General features: G+C 60.0%; 13 protein-coding genes and 2 pseudogenes. 5 read left to right on the top strand and 10 right to left on the bottom strand.

Features of this window, described 5'->3' with window-relative positions:
* Positions 1-14: 14 nt before the first annotated feature.
* Positions 15-410, top strand: coding sequence for a DUF1090 domain-containing protein (locus tag C4J89_RS01995; RefSeq protein WP_124360899.1), 396 nt, complete (start codon positions 15-17; stop codon positions 408-410).
* Positions 411-415: 5 nt separating this feature from the next.
* Here C4J89_RS01995 and C4J89_RS01990 read toward each other — a convergent pair whose 3' ends face one another.
* A complete protein-coding gene (locus C4J89_RS01990) occupies positions 416-865 on the bottom strand; it encodes a cytochrome c (protein ID WP_124413609.1) in 450 nt (149 codons plus the stop codon).
* 126 nt (positions 866-991) lie between these two features.
* Here C4J89_RS01990 and C4J89_RS01985 point away from each other — a divergent pair, with 126 nt between their 5' ends.
* The 4 genes and pseudogenes from C4J89_RS01985 (at position 992) to C4J89_RS01975 (ending at position 6,249) form a co-directional block, all read left to right on the top strand.
* Positions 992-2,182, top strand: a complete 1,191-nt coding sequence (locus C4J89_RS01985) for a murein transglycosylase A (RefSeq protein ID WP_124413608.1) — start codon at positions 992-994, stop codon at positions 2,180-2,182.
* 109 nt (positions 2,183-2,291) lie between these two features.
* Positions 2,292-3,302, top strand: a pseudogene (locus C4J89_RS27350) (methyl-accepting chemotaxis protein); the annotation flags it as partial.
* Positions 3,303-3,335: 33 nt separating this feature from the next.
* Positions 3,336-4,208 (top strand): methyl-accepting chemotaxis protein, encoded by an 873-nt coding sequence (locus C4J89_RS27345; protein ID WP_372237489.1) that lies wholly within the window; start codon positions 3,336-3,338, stop codon positions 4,206-4,208.
* 133 nt (positions 4,209-4,341) lie between these two features.
* Positions 4,342-6,249, top strand: coding sequence for a methyl-accepting chemotaxis protein (locus C4J89_RS01975; RefSeq protein ID WP_124413606.1), 1,908 nt, complete (start codon positions 4,342-4,344; stop codon positions 6,247-6,249).
* 52 nt (positions 6,250-6,301) lie between these two features.
* Here the strand turns inward: C4J89_RS01975 and C4J89_RS01970 are convergent, their stop codons facing one another.
* From C4J89_RS01970 to C4J89_RS01930, 9 genes and pseudogenes are all read right to left on the bottom strand, one after another.
* A complete protein-coding gene (locus C4J89_RS01970; RefSeq protein ID WP_124360894.1) occupies positions 6,302-7,036 on the bottom strand; it encodes an amino acid ABC transporter ATP-binding protein in 735 nt (244 codons plus the stop codon).
* Positions 7,029-7,988, bottom strand: coding sequence for an amino acid ABC transporter permease (locus C4J89_RS01965; RefSeq protein ID WP_124360893.1), 960 nt, complete (start codon positions 7,986-7,988; stop codon positions 7,029-7,031). The genes C4J89_RS01970 and C4J89_RS01965 overlap by 8 nt, the downstream gene beginning before the upstream one ends.
* A 134-nt stretch (positions 7,989-8,122) precedes the next feature.
* Positions 8,123-8,920 (bottom strand): transporter substrate-binding domain-containing protein, encoded by a 798-nt coding sequence (locus C4J89_RS01960; protein ID WP_124360892.1) that lies wholly within the window; start codon positions 8,918-8,920, stop codon positions 8,123-8,125.
* Positions 8,921-9,130: 210 nt separating this feature from the next.
* Positions 9,131-9,940, bottom strand: coding sequence for a transporter substrate-binding domain-containing protein (locus tag C4J89_RS01955; RefSeq protein ID WP_124413605.1), 810 nt, complete (start codon positions 9,938-9,940; stop codon positions 9,131-9,133).
* Between the two features lie 183 nt (positions 9,941-10,123).
* Positions 10,124-12,696 (bottom strand): annotated as a pseudogene (gene mdoH, locus C4J89_RS01950) (glucans biosynthesis glucosyltransferase MdoH); the annotation flags it as partial.
* Positions 12,689-14,440, bottom strand: coding sequence for a glucan biosynthesis protein G (locus C4J89_RS01945; RefSeq protein ID WP_065950185.1), 1,752 nt, complete (start codon positions 14,438-14,440; stop codon positions 12,689-12,691). The pseudogene mdoH and the gene C4J89_RS01945, both read right to left, overlap by 8 nt.
* A 267-nt stretch (positions 14,441-14,707) precedes the next feature.
* Positions 14,708-15,145, bottom strand: coding sequence for a D-aminoacyl-tRNA deacylase (dtd, locus tag C4J89_RS01940; protein ID WP_124360888.1), 438 nt, complete (start codon positions 15,143-15,145; stop codon positions 14,708-14,710).
* Complete coding sequence (pip, locus tag C4J89_RS01935) at positions 15,142-16,113, bottom strand: prolyl aminopeptidase (protein WP_124360887.1); 972 nt, start codon at positions 16,111-16,113, stop codon at positions 15,142-15,144. The genes dtd and pip overlap by 4 nt, the downstream gene beginning before the upstream one ends.
* Before the next feature lie 145 nt (positions 16,114-16,258).
* Entirely contained in the window at positions 16,259-17,470 is a 1,212-nt protein-coding gene (locus C4J89_RS01930) for an RNA-guided endonuclease TnpB family protein (RefSeq protein WP_124360886.1), read from the bottom strand.
* Positions 17,471-17,984: the final 514 nt, after the last annotated feature.

Raw genomic sequence — 17,984 nt, 5'->3', positions numbered from 1 at the left:
CTTGGAGTCCTTATATGAAATTTCTTGCCCCTCTTGCCTTACTGACTGTCGCAAGCTTCATGGCCACGCCGCTGCTGGCCGCCGACGAAGCGCCCGAACTGACCGGCTGCGCCGCCAAGCGCCAGGCCATCAGCACCCAGATCGAACAGGCCAAGGCCCATGGCAACAGCGCCCAACAGGCCGGCCTGGAAAAAGCCCTGAGCGAGGTTACCGCCAACTGCACTGACGCATCGCTGAAGAAAGAACGCGAAAACAAGGTGCTGGATGCCAAGCACGAAGTCAGCCGCCGTCAGGCCGACCTCGACAAGGCCATGAAAAAAGGCGATCCGGACAAGATCAACAAGCGCAAGGACAAGCTCGCCGAATCGCGCAAAGAACTGCAGGATGCGGTGGAAGAACTCGATCAGTAAACCGGTCAGTGGTCCCGAAACTGCTTATGACAGGCGCTGCAGGCATCTTCAACTTTCTGCACTGCAGGTTGCAGATTGCTGGCCTTATAGGGCTGGACCTGGCTTGCGATCACCAATTCACCGGTGGCCGCCTCAAGGTCGCGGGCCATTTGCTGGAACTGCGCCTGCTTTTGCCACACCTCGTCCCTGGCACTGGTGTGGTCCTCTTCACGCACGTTCGGGAAGTGCTGCCAGGGTTGATGGGACAACGCGTCCAGCTTGACCGCGCCGTCGGCGAACTGGGTGCCGTCGAAAGGGATGCGCCCGCGCAACATGCCGCCCAGGCCTTCGGCAGTCTTGAGCATCTGCTTGAAGATCGCCTTGCGTTGGCCCAGGGGAGAATTGGGGTCAACCCCGCTGCAGGCGGACAAGGCCAGGCAGGCCAACGCTACAACGGTCATATTTTTTAAAGTCATGGTGGCTCAGGGTCACGGAAACGGCGGTCAGTATCCCCGCCCCCTCCGCAAAGACCAATAGCCCTATTAATAATAAGGTTGCCCGAGCGCGAAAAAGCACGGGCAATCGCTTCAGGAATTACATGCATGAATGTTAATTGGAAACCCTGGAGCCGCCTGGCGTGGGCTCTACCGATGATCGCGCTGCTGGCCGGCTGCGACCTGGGCAAAGACGCTGGCAAAGAGACAGCCAAAGAAGAGGCGCCCAAACCCCATGCCGTCGCCACTTACGTGAGCGCTCCGTGGGAAGCGCTGCCAGCGGTTTCCGACAGCGACTTGCTGGCGGGCTTCGAATCCTGGCGCAGTGCCTGTCAGCGCCTCAAGGCCGACCCGGTCTGGGGCGCGACCTGCGCAGCGGCAGCCAGCGTACCGGGCAATGCCGTGGCGGTTCGCGGGTTTCTTAAAGAACGCCTGGATGTATTCGGCCTGCGTTCAGCCGACAACACCCCGAACGGCCTGATCACCGGCTACTACGAGCCGGTCTACCCCGGCAGCCTGACAGAAACCGCCACCGCGCATGTGCCGGTGTACGGCGTGCCGGACGACCTGATTATCGTCAACCTGGAGAGCATCTATCCGGAACTCAAGGGCAAACGCCTGCGCGGCCGCCTGGAAGGCCGCGTGCTCAAGCCGTATGACGATGCGAGCACCATCAACGGCCAAGGCTCGGCCGCCAAGCCGATAGCCTGGCTGACCGATCCGATGGACCTGCAGTTCCTGCAGATCCAGGGTTCTGGGCGTATTCAACTGGCCGGTGGGCGTCAACTGCGTGTGGGGTATGGTGACCAGAACGGCTATCCCTACCGCCCTATCGGCCGCTGGCTGGTCGAGCAAGGCGAGCTGAAAAAAGAAGAGGTGAGCATGGGTGCCATCAGCGCCTGGGCCAAGGCGCATCCGCAGCGTATTCCAGAGTTGTTGGCGAGCAACCCCAGCTATGTATTCTTCAGCGCCCGCCCCGACAGCAACGAAGGGCCGCGCGGGTCGTTGAATGTACCATTGACGGCGGGGTACAGCGTGGCGGTGGACCGCAAAGTGATTCCGCTGGGCAGCCTGTTGTGGCTGTCGACCACCAAACCTGACGGTTCAGCCATCACCAGACCCGTCGCAGCCCAGGACACCGGCGGCGCAATCACCGGCGAAGTGCGGGCAGACTTGTTCTGGGGCACAGGCGAGGCAGCGGGTGAGTTGGCGGGCAACATGAAGCAACAGGGGCAGATCTGGATGTTGTGGCCCAAGGGTGCGGCGCTGCCTCAGGCGCCTGTCACGGACGCTCTATGATGATCGGGGCAAGCCTCCTCCCCCAGTGAATCGGTGGCGCTACAGAATCCCGTGCACATGCCGATAGCCTGTGAATAAGTCCAAGCCTTGTTCCAGGGGAGTTCGCAGCATGTATCGTTGGTCGGCCGAAAAGCTCGGAAATGTGAGCGTCAAAACCAAACTGGGCGTGGGCTTCGGCCTGGTGTTGCTGCTTACGTTAATCATCACACTCACCGGCTGGACCGGGCTTTCCAGCGTGATAAGCCGTGGCGACAAACTGGGCTACATCGCCAGCCTCAACGACTTGAGCAAGGACCTGCGCATCGCGCGACTGGACTTTGAAATGCGTCGTGGCGAACAGGGCCCGGCAACCGTCAATGGCCTTCTCGGCCAACTGGAAAGCGGCCTGAAAACTGCGCGGGCGCTGATTGAACAGCCGGCCGATATCGCGTTGGTCGATGACCAACTTGCGGCGGTTGACCAGTACAAGCGTGCATTCGACGCCATGGTCCAGGCAGGTGCCAATCGCGAAAACGCGCGCAGCAAACTCGGCGATACCGCCGACAACGCAGTGCTCAAAGTCGGCGAAGTGGAAAAGGCCCTGTTACAGGGCGACAGCGTCAGCCAGTTCAACAGCATCGTCGACCTGAGCAAGCTGATCCAGCAGGCGCGGTTCCAGGTTCGCGGCTACACCTACAGCGGCAAAGTCGAGGCCGAGCAGCCTGCGCTGGATGCCATCGACAATACGCTGAAGAAAATCGCCGCCCTTAACGGCCAGCTACCTGACCAATTCTCGACCAACCTGCAACAGGCCAGTGCCTCGCTGCAAGCCTACCGCGCCGCTGTCAGCCAGTACCGCGACTCGCAGGTGGCCAGCGCCGCTGCGCTGAAACTCATGAACGTCCAAGGCGACATTCTGCTGGACCGCAGCAGCACACTCACCGCCTCGCAAACCGTGGTCCGCGACAATGATGCCGCGCAAGCCAAACAGCTGTTGCTGCTGGCTGCCCTGCTGGCACTGAGCTTTGGTCTCTTCGCCGCCTGGGCCATCACTCGCCAGATCATCATTCCGCTCAATCAAACCCTCAAGGTCGCCGAACGCGTAGCCTCGGGCGACCTGAGCCACAACCTGGAATCCGCCCGCCAGGATGAACTCGGCCAACTGCAACGCGCCATGCAAAGCATGACCGTGGGCCTGCGCGAGTTGATTGGCGGCATCAGCGATGGCGTCACGCAAATCGCCAGCGCCGCCGAGCAGTTGTCGGCAGTGACCGAACAGACCAGCGCCGGGGTCAACAGTCAGAAGATCGAGACCGACCAGGTAGCCACGGCCATGAACGAGATGGCCGCTACCGTGCAGGAAGTTGCGCGCAATGCCGAAGAAGCCTCGGAAGCCGCCGTGGCCGCCGACCTGCAGGCCCGTGAAGGCGACAAGGTGGTTGGCGAAGCCATCGCCCAGATCGAGCGCCTGGCCACCGAAGTCGGCAATTCGACGATCGCCATGGCCGACCTGAAGCGCGAAAGCGACAAAATCGGCAGCGTGCTCGACGTGATCAAGTCCGTGGCCCAGCAAACCAACCTGCTGGCGCTGAACGCGGCCATTGAAGCGGCGCGTGCCGGTGAAGCCGGGCGTGGCTTCGCCGTGGTAGCCGACGAAGTGCGCAGCCTGGCCCAGCGCACACAGAAGTCCACCGAGGAGATCGAGGAACTGATCGTCGGCCTGCAAAACGGTACCCAGCAGGTGGCGACCATCATGGACAATAGCCGCGGCCTGACTGACAGCAGTGTCGAACTGACCCGCCGCGCCGGCAGCGCATTGGAGAACATCACGCGCACCGTTTCGACCATCCAGGCGATGAACTCGCAGATCGCCACGGCCGCCGAGCAGCAAAGCGCGGTGGCCGAAGAGATCAACCGCAGCGTGTTGAATGTGCGCGATGTTTCCGAACAAACCTCTTCGGCCAGCGAAGAAACGGCGGCGTCCAGCGCAGAGCTGGCACGCCTGGGCATCTACCTGCAAACCCTGGTCGGGCGCTTCCGCATCTGACTGACTTGAGCGGCGGCCGATTGAGGCCGCCGCATCTTGTGAAATTTCCTACACAGTTATCAGCCAGCCCTCACCTCGAATCGGATTAGCGTTTGCTCTGTTGCTAAGCGCTTTTCAGATTTGGAGGTTCACCATGTTTACTTGGCTGACTCGCTTGCTGGACAACATCAGCGTCCGCCTCAAACTCGCCCTGGGTTTTGGCCTGGTGCTGTTACTCAGTCTCACCATCGCCGTGACAAGCTGGCAAGCGCTGAATGCCGTGCTTGAACGCTCTTCCAAGCTGACAACATTGGGGCAGTGGGCTGTTGATGCCGAAGCCATGCGTGCCGAACGAATCGTGTACCGAATACAGGCGGACACGGCCAGCCTGAGCAAAATCAACGCGCGCATCGGAAAAATCGAACTGTATGTCGCTGACCTCTCAACCCACATGAGAGCCCCCTCCGACCAGCAGCACCTTCAGGAAACAACGCGCCTGGTAGCTGAATTAAAAGCCGAGTTCAATGAGCTCCCGTCCCTGGTCGAACGTCGTGAAAACGCCCGCAGCCCGCTCAAACAAATGGCCCTTCAGACCGGCGACACCCTGGCCCAATTCGCCAGTGATTTACCCGACCAGGAAAACCAGAAAGCCCTTGATGCCATTGAAGACCTGCGCCAGGCGATAACACTTGCCGATGATGGCACCCAGAACCCGGCGTGGGCGGCCGACTCATTGCAAGCCTATGCCCAAACGGTCAGTACGGCGCTCGATGCAATGGAGGCGGCGCAAGAGGCCGTCACGACCCTCCCGGTGGATGCGGCTTTGCTCAAAACCCAATTGGCCGCCTACCGTGGGCAATTGATAGCGCTCAAGGATGCCCAGCTTAATACCGAGGCCGTGCAGAACCGACTCGAACAACAACTCGATCAAGTCCTGGAACAAAACGACCTGTTAAGCCAGGCCCAGGCCTTTAAACTCGACCGGGAAGTGAAACAAACCCATACCCTGCTCACAAGCGTCACCGCTGTGGCGTTGCTGCTCGGCACCCTGGCCGCCTGGTGGATTGCTCGGCAGATCGTCTTACCGTTACGCCAGGTCCTGACCTCCGCCAACCGTATCGCCAACGGCGACCTGAGTCACGATATCCAGGTGGAGCGCCGCGACGAACTGGGCCAACTGCAACACAGCATCGGCCAAATGACCCACAGCCTGCGCAGCCTGATCGGCAGCATCGGTGAAAGCGCTCGGCAGATTGCCGGTGCGGCGACGCAGTTATCCACCGTGACCGAACAGACCCGCAACGGGCTGAACAATCAGAAAGATGAAACCGACCAAGTGGCCACGGCGATGAATGAAATGCTCGCCACCGCCCAGGAAGTGGCGCGCCATGCCGAACGCGCGTCCGTTGCAGCGAACGAAGCAGACCAGCAGGCCGGTGCCGGCGAGCAGGTAGTCATCCAGGCGGTTGAGCAAATCGGCAACCTGGCCAGTGAAATGGCCTTATCCGGCCGCGCGATGCTGGCTCTGCAAAAAGAGAGCGAAAAGATCGCCAGCGTGCTGGACGTTATCAAGTCCGTGTCCCAACAGACCAACCTGCTCGCCCTGAACGCCGCCATCGAAGCGGCGCGCGCAGGCACTGCCGGGCGAGGGTTTGCCGTGGTCGCCGATGAAGTGCGCAGCCTGGCTCAGCGCACACAGGAATCGGCTGAAGAGATTGAAGGGCTGATCCTGGGGCTGCATAACGGCACCCAACAGGTCGCGGACATCATGGACAGCAGTCGCAACCTGACCGACAACAGCGTTGCCCTGACTCGCGACGCCGGCGAGGCCTTGGCAGCGATTGCCCGCACGGTATCGGTCATCCAGGAAATGAACCCGCAGATTGCCGCCGCCGCCGAACAGCAAAGCGCGGTGGCCGAGGAAATCAATCGCAGTGTCTTGAAGGTGCGGGATGCGTCGGAACAGACCGCCGCCGCCAGCGAGGAAACGGCGGCCGCGAGTGTTCAGTTGACGAGGTTGAGCCTGGATCTGCAGACGCTGATCGGCAAATTCAAGCTCTGAAACACCGCCATCCAATGCGGGAGGGGGCTTGCTCCCACATAGGCGCCCGAACCTATAAGACCTGGCGCAGGAAAGCCTGGGCCCGCGGGTCCTTCGGCGCCGCGAAGAATTCGGCCGGCGCCGCGTCCTCCAGCAATTTGCCGTGGTCGAAGAACAACACCCGGTCTGCCACCTCGCGGGCAAAGCCCATCTCGTGGGTAACGCACACCATGGTCATGCCTTCCAGTGCCAGGGTCTTCATGACGTCGAGCACTTCACCGACCATTTCCGGGTCGAGGGCCGAGGTGGGTTCGTCGAACAGCATCACCTTGGGTTCCATCGCCAGGGCACGGGCAATCGCAACCCGTTGCTGCTGACCGCCGGAAAGGCGTGACGGGAACTCATTGGCTTTCTGCGCAATACCCACCTTTTCCAGGAGTGCCAGGGCCTTGGCCTCACGCTCTTGCTTGCCGCGTTTGCGCACGACCTTTTGCGCCAGGCACAGGTTTTCCAGCACGGTCATGTGGGGGAACAGGTTGAAATGCTGGAACACCATGCCGACTTCACGGCGATAGGCATTCACATCGGTCTTCGGGTCGGCCAGCTGCAAACCGTCAATGCTGACCGAACCTGAGTCGAATTCCTCCAGCCCATTGAGGCAGCGCAGGAAGGTGGATTTGCCGGAGCCGGACGGACCGATCACCACCAGCACTTCGCCCTTGGCCACCTGGGTGGTGACATGGTCCACCGCACGCACCACATGACCACGGGTGTCGAAGACTTTTACCAGATCGCGGACTTCAATCACTTTGCGCGAGCCTCCGCTCAAGCCGGCTGGCCATTTTCGACAGCGGCAGGTTGATCAGCAGGTACAGGCCTGCCACACAGAACAGAATTTCAAACGGCGAAAACGAGGTGGTGATCACTTCGCGTCCACTCTTGAGCAACTCGGTGATCGCGATCACCGAGACCAGCGAGGTGTCTTTCACCAGGCTGATGAATTGCCCGGCCAACGGCGGCAGTACGCGCTTGAACGCCTGGGGCAGCACCACATGCCGCATCGACTGGCTGGCGCTCAAGCCCAGGGAGCGCGCGGCCTCGTTCTGGCCACGGGTGATCGACTGAACACCGGCACGCACGATTTCCGCCACATAGGCGCCAGTGAACAGCGACAGTGCGGCGATCCCGGCAAACTCCCGTGACAGGTTGAGCACCGTGCCGATAAAGAAATAGAAAATGAAGATCTGCACCAGCAGCGGCGTACCACGCACCAATTCGACGTAGAGCGTCGACAGATCGCGCAAGGTCGGGTTACTGGAGAGGCGGCACAAGCCGGTGGCAAGGCCAATCGCCAGGCCCAGGACGCCGGACACCACCGACAACCACAGCGTGGTCCACAGGCCCCACATCAGCGGCCCCAACGCCCAATGACGGTTGACACCGATGACGTCACCTTCAGCCACATCATCGCCGCGCGCCACCTGCAGGCTGTTGTCGGCAACCGTCAGCGTTTGTTCGGTGCCGGCGTCATTGCGCAGGGTAACCTCGGCCACGTCGCCTTTGCGTACCAGTTCAATGACCGTCGAAATATCCGCCGCACGCTGCGCTTCCTCGGCCTGATAGGCGAAGTACTGCGGCACGCGGTTCCAGCGCCATTCGTAGGACATCAGCGAGGTGGCGTAGTACAAGGCGCCAGCCAGGCCGACCAGTACGAGCACCGTCAGCAGGTGCCAGGGCCATTGGGCTTTTTTCTGTTTCATTTCAGATTCCGGGATTAGAGCTCGTTCCCACGCTCCGCGTGGGAACGCCTCAATGGACGCTCTGCGTCTGCTTTGTGACGCGGAGCGTCACGGGCTGCATTCCCACGCGGAGCGTGGGAATGATCAATCAGCCTTTATTCCATGTCCTTGAGCCACTCGGAGCTCTTGAACCACTTGTCATGGATGCGATCGTAGGTGCCGTCGTGCTTGATCTGATGCAGGAAGTTGTTGATAAAGTTGACGCTGTCGTAATCGCCTTTCTTCAGGCCGAACGCCAGGGGTTCGAAGGTGAAGGGTTCGTCAAGGAACACCAGCTTGCCATTGCCGACTTTCTTCTCGGCCACCACGTTGTACGGTGCGTCGTAGACAAACGCGTCAGCCTTGCCGTTGACCACGTCGAGCACGCCTTCCTGCTCGTTGTCGTAGCCGTGGTACTTGGCTTTGGCGATCAGTTTTTTGGCGACCATTTCACCGGTGGTGCCAAGCTTGGAGGTCAGGCGGTACTTTTCGTCATTCAGGTCTTTGTAGGACTTGATGGTGCCTTCCAGGTCCTTGCGAATCAGCAGGGTCTGGCCGACCACGATGAACGGTTCGCTGAAGTTCAGGCGCAGATTGCGTTCCTGGGTCAGGGTCATGCCGCTGCCGATCATGTCGAACTTGCCGGTCAGGAAGGCAGGGATGATACCGTCGTAACCGGTAGACACCAGTTCCAGCTTGACGCCCATGGACTTGGCGAGGGCCTTGAGGATGTCCACTTCGAAACCGATGATGTCACCGCGTTTGTCGGTCATTTCGAACGGCATGTAGGTCGGGTCCATGCCGACTTTCAGCGTGCCGCGCTTGACCGCATCATCGATGGCGCCGGCCTGGGCCGCAGTGGCCGCCACCAGCGCGGTGACGCCGAGCATCAGCATCGAAAGATACTTTTTCATCATCAAGTCCCCTGAACGGTTCTCATAAAGTGGGCGCACAAAAGGGTTGCGCCATTTCGGGGTGCGATCCTAACCCACTCGTTGCCCGTCACAAAGGTTTCACGGCTAAATGTTCTCGGCGTGTGTAAGAGGAACCCTACGGCGCCGCGCATGACCGCAGGCCTAGACCGGTCAGCGCCTGGGTTCACTAATGGGTTGATGTGTAAGCAGTTATGACGACAAGTCAATTTCCGCGATCCAGGCAGTGTCCTTGAACCACTTGTCATGCAGTTGATCGTAGGTCCCGTCCTGGGCCACTTGGTTGAGAAAATGATTGATCCAGTTGAGGCTGTCGTAATCACCCTTTTTAAGGCCGAACGCCAGAGGCTCAAAGGTAAACGGCTGCTCCAGCGTCAGTAATGCGCTGTTCTCGGGCCGGGCCATCGCGATCAGGTTGTAGGGCGCATCATAAATAAAAGCGTCGGCCCTGCCCTCCACCACCTCGCGCACACCCTCCTCCGGCGTTACGAAACTCATCAGCCGGGCCGCCCCCAGGAAGCGCTGCGCCGCGGCCTCGCCGGTGGTGCCTTCGGTGACCGCGATCCGATAGCTCGCCTCGTCCAGGTCTTCGATGCTCGACACCGTGCCGGCCAGGCGCGGATGCAGCAGGACGGTCTGGCCTACCACGATAAAAGAATCACTGAAATTGAGCTTGAGGTTGCGCTCCTGGGTGACCGTCATACCGCTGCCGATCAGGTCGAACTTCTTCGCCATCAGCCCCGACAACAACTCCGTATAGGGCACCGTGACCAGTTCGAGTTCAACCCCCAGCGCGCGACTCATGGCATGGAGCAAATCGATCTCGAAGCCGACGATGCGCCCCTGCCTGTCCGTCATTTCGAACGGTACGTAAGTCGGCGTGGTACCGACTTTCAGCACACCACGGCGAACGGCGTCGTCAATTGCCCCTGCGTTGAGCAAGCCTGTGTGAATCAATGCGACAACACCCATCAGCAGTGCCGAACCATACTTTTTGAACATATGTGCCCCCGTGGCGAGTCAGATTGGGGGGCGATGCTACCCCAGCCACAGGCACGGCAACACGCTTCGAACGAAGGTGTTTTGTTTCGAAATAACAAGGGGTTAGCGGAGAAAGGAAGGAGCGGTAAACGCTGTAGGGCAAACACTTGGAACACCCCCGAGGTGAGCCCTCGGGGGCGTCTGAATCAGGCCGGTAGAGCCTGGGACAACTGCGGTTGCAGGGGTAGCAACGGCGCGTGCGGATCGGCCTTGATCGAAGCACGCCAAGCGTCCAGCCACTCGGCATGACCTTCGCTCCACACCTGTTCATGCAGGCGAGCGAGGGCCACCGGATCGCTGAGCAAGGCCAGGCGTTCACCGTTGTTGAGGCCGGCCGGGCCGACTTTCAACGCGTGGCGAACACGCTCCCCACGCAGGTACTCGATCGGCTCCGCCTCGCGGTGACGTGAAGTCGCCAGGGCGCAGGCCAGGGCGTTCTGCTGTGGGTCGACCACCGAACGTACGAACCCGTCGTTAAGCGCGTGCCAACGGTTTTCGTGGGTGTACTTCTCGGTCGACAGCAACGCCTGCGGTGGATTGTATTCCTCGGGGATCAGGAACAGGCTCTCATCGCGAGACTTGAGGCCCAGCTTGACCCGACTGGAAATCACCGACACCGGGATCGACAGCATCAGCGAACCGACGATCGGGATCAGCCACCACAAGAAGCTCGGGTTCAGCCACACCACCAACAGTGCCCACAAGAAGCCCAGCACAGTCTGCGGACCGTGGCGCTTGACCGCTTCGCTCCAGGGCGTGGAGTCGTCGTCGCGTTGCGGCGAGTTCCAGGTCGCGGCCCAGCCGAGGAACGCGGCCAGTACGAAACGGGTGTGGAAGATCATGCGCACCGGCGCCAGCAGCATGGAGAACAACATCTCCAGCAGCATCGACAGGGTCACCTTGAACTTGCCGCCGAACTCTTTCGCGCCCTTGGCCCAGATCAGGATGATGCTGAGCAATTTAGGCAGGAACAGCAGCACGATCGTGGTGGAGAACAGCGCCACCGCCTTGTCCGGGTGCCATTGTGGCCATAGCGGGTATAACTGGCGTGGCGCCATGAAGTACTGCGGCTCCATCAGGGTGTTCACCGCCAGCAACGCAGTGGACAGCACCAGGAAGAAGAACCACAAAGGCGCCGACAGGTACGACATCACGCCAGTCAGGAACACCGCACGGTGCACCGGGTGCATGCCTTTGACCAGGAACAGGCGGAAGTTCATCAGGTTGCCGTGGCACCAGCGACGGTCACGCTTGAGTTCGTCGAGCAGGTTCGGCGGCAGTTCTTCGTAGCTGCCCGGCAGGTCGTAGGCAATCCACACGCCCCAGCCGGCACGGCGCATCAGCGCGGCTTCGACGAAGTCGTGGGAGAGGATCGCACCGGCGAATGCGCCTTTGCCCGGCAACGGCGCCAGGGCGCAGTGCTCGATGAAAGGCTTCATGCGGATGATTGCGTTATGGCCCCAGTAATGGGATTCACCCAGCTGCCAGAAGTGCAGACCGGCGGTGAACAACGGGCCGTAGACACGGGTGGCGAACTGCTGCATGCGCGCATACAGGGTGTCCATGCCCGACGCACGCGGCGCGGTCTGGATAATCCCGGCATCCGGCGTGGCTTCCATCAGGCGTACCAGGCTGGTCAGGCATTCGCCGCTCATCACGCTGTCGGCGTCGAGCACCACCATGTACTTGTAGTCCCCGCCCCAACGACGGCAGAAGTCATCGAGGTTACCGCTCTTGCGCTTGACGCGACGGCGACGGCGGCGATAGAAAATCTTGCCGAAACCACCGGCTTCGCGGCACACGTCGAGCCAGGCTTGCTGTTCGGCAATGCAGATATCGGCGTCGTTACTGTCGCTGAGCACGAAGAAGTCGAAGCGGTCCAGGTCACCGGTAGCCGCCACCGATTCGAACGTCGCACGCAAACCGGCGAATACCCGAGGCACGTCTTCGTTACAGATCGGCATGACCAACGCGGTGCGCGCATCCTTCGGAATAGGCTCGTTGCCAGCACTTTTACCGGAGATACGGTATTTATCGTGACCGGTCAGCAGTTCGAGGAAGCCCATTAGCGCGGTCCAGAAACCGGCCGACACCCAGCAGAACAGTATTCCGAACATGATCAGGATGCTGGTCTGCAGTGCGTAAGGCAGAACCTGGGTAGCGGTTTGCAGTAGGGTCTGGTTGCGGATTTCGTCGAAGTCCACCAGCGACCAGCCCTGGTACGGCATGATGCCTTTCATGTACCAGCCGGCCACGATGGTCTGGCCAAGCATCAGCACCAGCAGGATATAGCGACGGATCGAACCCACGGTCCGCCAGCGCGCAGCCGGCAGGACCCGCTCGTCTTTCGGCGGCTTGGGCGGGTTGGTACGACCCGTCATCCGGCGCCAGCCGCGTACCAGGATATTGGTGCGCCAAGGCTCGGGCACGACTTTGGTGCGCCGGATCGGCGGCGTGGCCTTCAAGCAGACGCGGCCGCTGGCGTCGAGCGCCAGCATCTCGGCGTCCTGCAGCTCTTCGGCGGTGCTGAGGGTCAGCCTGCGGCCCACCGACGCCTGAGCGGCGTCGGTAGGTGCGTCGAAGGTTGCGGACGACAGGCGTTCGTGCAACTCGCTGAAGGAGCTGCAGCCCGCCAGTTCGGCACGCTGCTCAGCAGTCATGGGCAGATGCGCCAGGTACTCGGTCAGAGTCTCTGGCTTGACTTGTGAATTACTCATCGGCGGGCAACTGGTAGCTCCAGGTTTCGGTCAGGACTTGTTCGGTCTTGGCCGGCTCCGGCGTGACAGGGGCTGGGGCAGCTTCTGGCTGCTTGGCGTCCTTGTCCTTCGCCTCTTTGGCGTCTTTCTTGGCCTGTTTCTCGTGTTGCTTGGCCAAGACCTTGTCAGCCTTGAGCACGTGGGTCGACACCTGTTCTGGCTCGGCCTGTGCGATCTCCTGCACCAGCGCGGCGCGCATTTCAGTCGGCTTGCTCGCGTCTTTGATCTTCATGCGCAGGGTCAGGCGCCAGCCTTTGGTGTGCTCGTTGTAGCGCACGCTGTTTTCAACCAGCTCGGCGTTGTCACCAACACTGACCTGGCTGCGCACCGGGGCGTCCGGCAGCAGTTTTTTCAGGGCCGGGCCTTCGAAGTCGACCAAGTAAGCCACGCTGCCGTCCGGCTGACGGATCAGGTTGGATTGCTTCACGTCACCGGTGGAACGCAGGGTCTGCTTGACCCAGGCACTGTCAGGCGAATGGAAGGCAGCATCGTCCAGCGTCCAGTGCAGGCGGTAGGACACGTCCAGCGGCTTGCCGACTTCCGGCAGTTCGGCCGGGCTCCAGAAGGCAACGATATTGTCGTTGGTCTCGTCAGCGGTCGGAATTTCTACCAGGTCGACACTGCCCTTGCCCCAGTCGCCTTCCGGCTCGATCCAGGCGCTCGGGCGCTTGTCGTAGTTGTCGTCCAGGTCTTCGTAGTGGCTGAAGTTGCGGCCACGTTGCAGCAGGCCGAACCCACGCGGGTTTTCGACGCTGAAGTTGCTGACTGACAGGTGTTTAGGGTTGTTCAACGGGCGCCAGATCCACTCGCCATTGCCGGCATGGATCGACAGGCCGCTGGAATCATGCAGCTCGCGACGGTAGTTGAGGACCTTGGACGGCTGGTTGGCGCCGAACAGGAACATCGAGGTCAACGGGGCCACGCCCAGCTTGCTGACTTTGTCGCGCAGGTACATCTGGGATTTGACGTCGACCACGGTGTCGGTGCCCGGACGCAGAATCAGGCGGTAGGCGCCCGTCGCACGTGGGGAATCCAGCAACGCGAAGATCACCAGGTGCTTGTCGCCCGGCTTCGGACGCTCGATCCAGAATTCGGTGAAACGCGGGAATTCTTCGCCGGACGGCAGCGCGGTGTCGATCGCCATGCCACGGGCCGACAGGCCATACACCTGATCCTTGCCGACGACGCGGAAATAGCTGGCGCCAAGCATGGTCATGATTTCGTCTTGCTTGTCAGCCTTGTTGATCGGGAACAGCACACGGAAGCCGGCATAACCCAACTGTTCGGTGGCTTTTGGATCAAACTTTACGTCGCCGAAATCGAAACGATTGGGGTCGTATTTGATTTCCTGGACGCTGTCAGCGGTGACTTCATTGATTTTCACCGGTGTATCGAAGTGCATACCCTGGTGATAGAAGGACAGCTTGAACGGGGTGTTCTGATCGGCCCACTCGGCTTTTTCGTTGCGGAAACGAATCTTCTGGTAGTCAGCGAATTTCATTTCGCGGAATTCGTTCGGCAGATTGCTGCGCGGAGCTTCGTATTTCTGCCCAGCCAGTTCTTTTGCCTTGGCCGACACATCGTCCAGACTGAATGCCCACAGTTGACCCGCGCCGAACAGGCAAAACAGAGCAGAGCCCGTCACCAGTGCGTTTCGTAACCGTTTGGCAGACAATTTTGGTGCATTACAGGGACTAACAATCACGAGCAACCCTCGCCGAAAACAGATCAAAAAACCAACGGCCAGCTATCTATATGCCAGGTTGGCGAGCATTGTTCCGACTCCTCAGGGGCAAAATGATTCCCCACTGGTTTGTCGGACAAGTCTCTACCTAAGTCAAAAATGGACCAAACAACGCTGATCCCCGTAGCGCGCGATTATCTAGTAGCCCGCGAGACAACGCATCAGGGACAACGAAGTATTTGTAGCGAAACCCTGCGTTTTTAGGCATTAACGTCGTTTTTCATACATTCAGGTCTGTAAGAGGAAGGTCACAGGGCCATCATTGACCAGATGCACCTGCATATCCGCGCCAAAACGCCCTGACGCCACCTTGCCATGCAATTGTTGCGCTTGTAACAACAAGTGATCAAACAGCGCCGCTCCCAGGGCCGGCGGGGCCGCTGTGGAGAAGCTTGGCCGCAGCCCGCTTTTGGTGTCCGCCGCCAGCGTGAACTGCGACACCAGCAGCAAACCGCCGCCGATGTCCTTCAACGACAGGTTCATCTTGCCCTCGTCGTCGCTGAACACCCGATAGTTAAGCAGCTTATGCAGCAGTTTATCGGCGCTCTCGGGGGTATCTGAAGGTTCGACGGCCACCAGCACCAGCAAACCCTGCTCAATCGCCCCGACGACTTCGCCGGCAACCTCGACCCGGGCGCCTCGCACCCGTTGCAACAGGCCCTTCATGCTTCTTCAGGCGGCAAATCAAGCAGGCGCCGTGCCATTTCGCCGGTTGCGCGTACCAGCGCATCGGTAATGCCAGGCTCGGACGCGGCATGCCCCGCTTCGCGGATGACCTGCAGTTCGCTGTTCGGCCAGGCCTGATGCAGCTCCCAGGCGTTATCCAGCGTACAGATCATATCGTAGCGGCCATGAATGATGACGCCAGGCAGATGGGCGATCTTGTGCATGTCGCGAATCAGCTGGTTGGGCTCCAGGAACGAGTTGTTAGTGAAGTAATGGCATTCGATACGGGCGATGGACAAGGCACGCTGCGGCTCGGAGAAGCGCTCAACATGCTGCGGGCTCGGGCACAGGCCGAGCATGCGCCCTTCCCAACCGGACCAGGCCTTGGCCGCGTGCATCTGGGCGATCTGGTCGTTGCCGGTCAGGCGCTTGTGGTAGGCCGCGATCATGTCGTGACGCTCATCGACAGGAATCGGCGCGAGGTAGTCCTGCCAGTAGTCCGGGAACAGGCGGCTCGCACCGGCCTGGTAGAACCATTCGATGTCCTGTGGGCGCGCGAGGAAAATGCCGCGCACGATCAGGCCATGCACGCGCTCGGGATGGGTTTGCGCGTAGGCCAGGGACAGCGTCGAACCCCAGGAGCCACCGAACAGCACCCATTTGTCGATGCCCAGGTGCTCGCGGATGCGCTCAAGGTCAGCGACCAGGTCCCAGGTGGTGTTGTTTTCCAGGCTCGCGCGCGGGGTGGAGCGCCCGCAGCCGCGTTGGTCGAAGGTAACGATGCGGTACAGGTTCGGATCGAAGTAGCACCGGCTCTGGGCATCACAACCGGAGCCTGGGCCGCCATGAATGAAAACCACAGGCAGCCCTTCGGGGGAGCCGCTTTCATCGACGTACAGGGTGTGAACATCATCGACTGCCAGATCGTGCCGGGCGTAGGGTTTGATCTGCGGGTACCAAGTCTGCATTGCGCGCTCCGTAGGGTGTCGGGTTCATCCCTGGGGGGACGTCTATTATTCTTGCCGTCCGGCATCTTGACATCCTCCCCACCTCTCAGTCTGCTACGCAGAACCTCGCCAGACAAGCTGGAAAGGAAGGGGACTCCTACCGTGTTCAGCCTGTTAGGGCTGACTCACCTCGGTGGGTTCCTGCTGCTGACGGCTTGACAGCACCGTTCACTTCACAGGCTAACCGGGCGTATCCCGCCCTTAAAACATTGATCGCGCCGACTACATCGGCGTTTTCTGAAAAACCACACTCGACACATCGGAACTTGGCTTGAGTCTGCCGGTTGTCCTTGCAGATATGAGCACAACATGGGCAGGTCTGGCTTGTGTAGTGCGGCGGGACCGCAACGAGGCATCCTCCCTTCCACGCCAACTTGTAGTCCAGTTGCCGCCGAAACTCGAACCAACCTTGGTCGAGGATGGACTTGTTCAGGCAGGACTTGGCCCGAACATTCTTGCCGGGCTGCTCGCTGTCGCCCGCCGATGACTTGGACATATTCCGAACCTGCAAGTCCTCGACACACACCATCGCGTGGTTTTTGCTGATGCTGGATGTGGTTTTGTGCAGGTAGTCGCGGCGGGCGTTACCGATATGGCTGTAAATACGCTGGACGCGGGCTTTCGCTCTCTTCCAGTTTTTGCTGAATTTAACCTTATGGCTCATCACTCGCTGCGCTTTGCGCAGGCGGCTTTCGTGTTGCCTGAAGCTGTTGAGCGGTTTGTAGAACGTTCCGTCTGAGAGCGTGGCAAATCGGGTGATCCCCAAGTCGATACCCACGGCATCGCCTTGTGGGAATGATTGTTCTACCTCACGCTCTGTCTGGATACTGACGTACCATTTGCCGCAAGACTGGCTAATGGTGATGTTCTTGGCCTTGCCCAGAATATCGCGGCTGTTGCGGTAGCGTATCCAGCCCAGCTTGGGCAGAAAAATACGCTGGTTGGCTGCGTCGATCTTGAATTGTTTGCTGTCCGGGTAACGAAAGCTCTCGCTCTTGCCTTTGCGCTTAAAGCGGGGAAAGTCGGCACGCCTGGCAAAAAAGTTGGAATAGGCCCGCTCAAGGTCTTTGAGGGTATGTTGAAGTGCTTGGGATGGCGCATCCTTGAGCCACTCAAAGCCCGCCTCTCGCTTCCATATGGGAAGCCTGGCAGCCATTTCAACATAGCCCATGAACTTGTTTCCGGCCTCATGATTGGATTTCTGTAACGCCAGCGCCTTGTTAAAAACGAACCGACACGACCCCGCAAAACAGCGCATTTGCCGCTCTTGGTTGCCATCTGGCATCAGTTGGTACTTAAAGGCTTGGAGTCGTTTCATCATGCGACTGTAGTGTGGCTTATGACTCATGACAATGATGTTAGACGTGGAAAGTATTGCGTTTTTTATGCACCGCTCACTGGGTCTTGTGGCTCGCCGGCATCTGCGGTGGAGCCGGCATGGAGGCAGAGCAGCAGCAGCAGACACCTCTTCAGGACGGCTTTGCCGTCAGCGCTATCCATCCCCGCCCTGAAGGGCGAGGGTTCTCGCGCAAAAAGATAAACCCGAATTGTGCAGGTCGCGACCTCCATAGGACTCAAAGATTCGCGCGTCAAAATAGCCGCCATCTGCACTTGGCTTAGAACAACGTTGAAATCCCCTTCTTGAGACACCCGGCCCTACCTTATTCCATCGACGCTGCGGGTGCGCAGCCTACCAAGGAACCTAGATGCCTCAGCTCTCGCGCCATCAATAAAGACGCCAACTACAAGGACAATGGTAGACGCCTTACATTTTTACCCAACAATTGCTACCACCGCATCGCATGATTCCTACTGCATGCTTACCAGTCACC

This window comes from Pseudomonas sp. R4-35-07, from assembly GCF_003852235.1.
GTDB lineage: Bacteria > Pseudomonadota > Gammaproteobacteria > Pseudomonadales > Pseudomonadaceae > Aquipseudomonas.
Note: the sequence above shows the minus strand (reverse complement) of the source record. Positions and strands in the feature narration are given on the sequence as shown.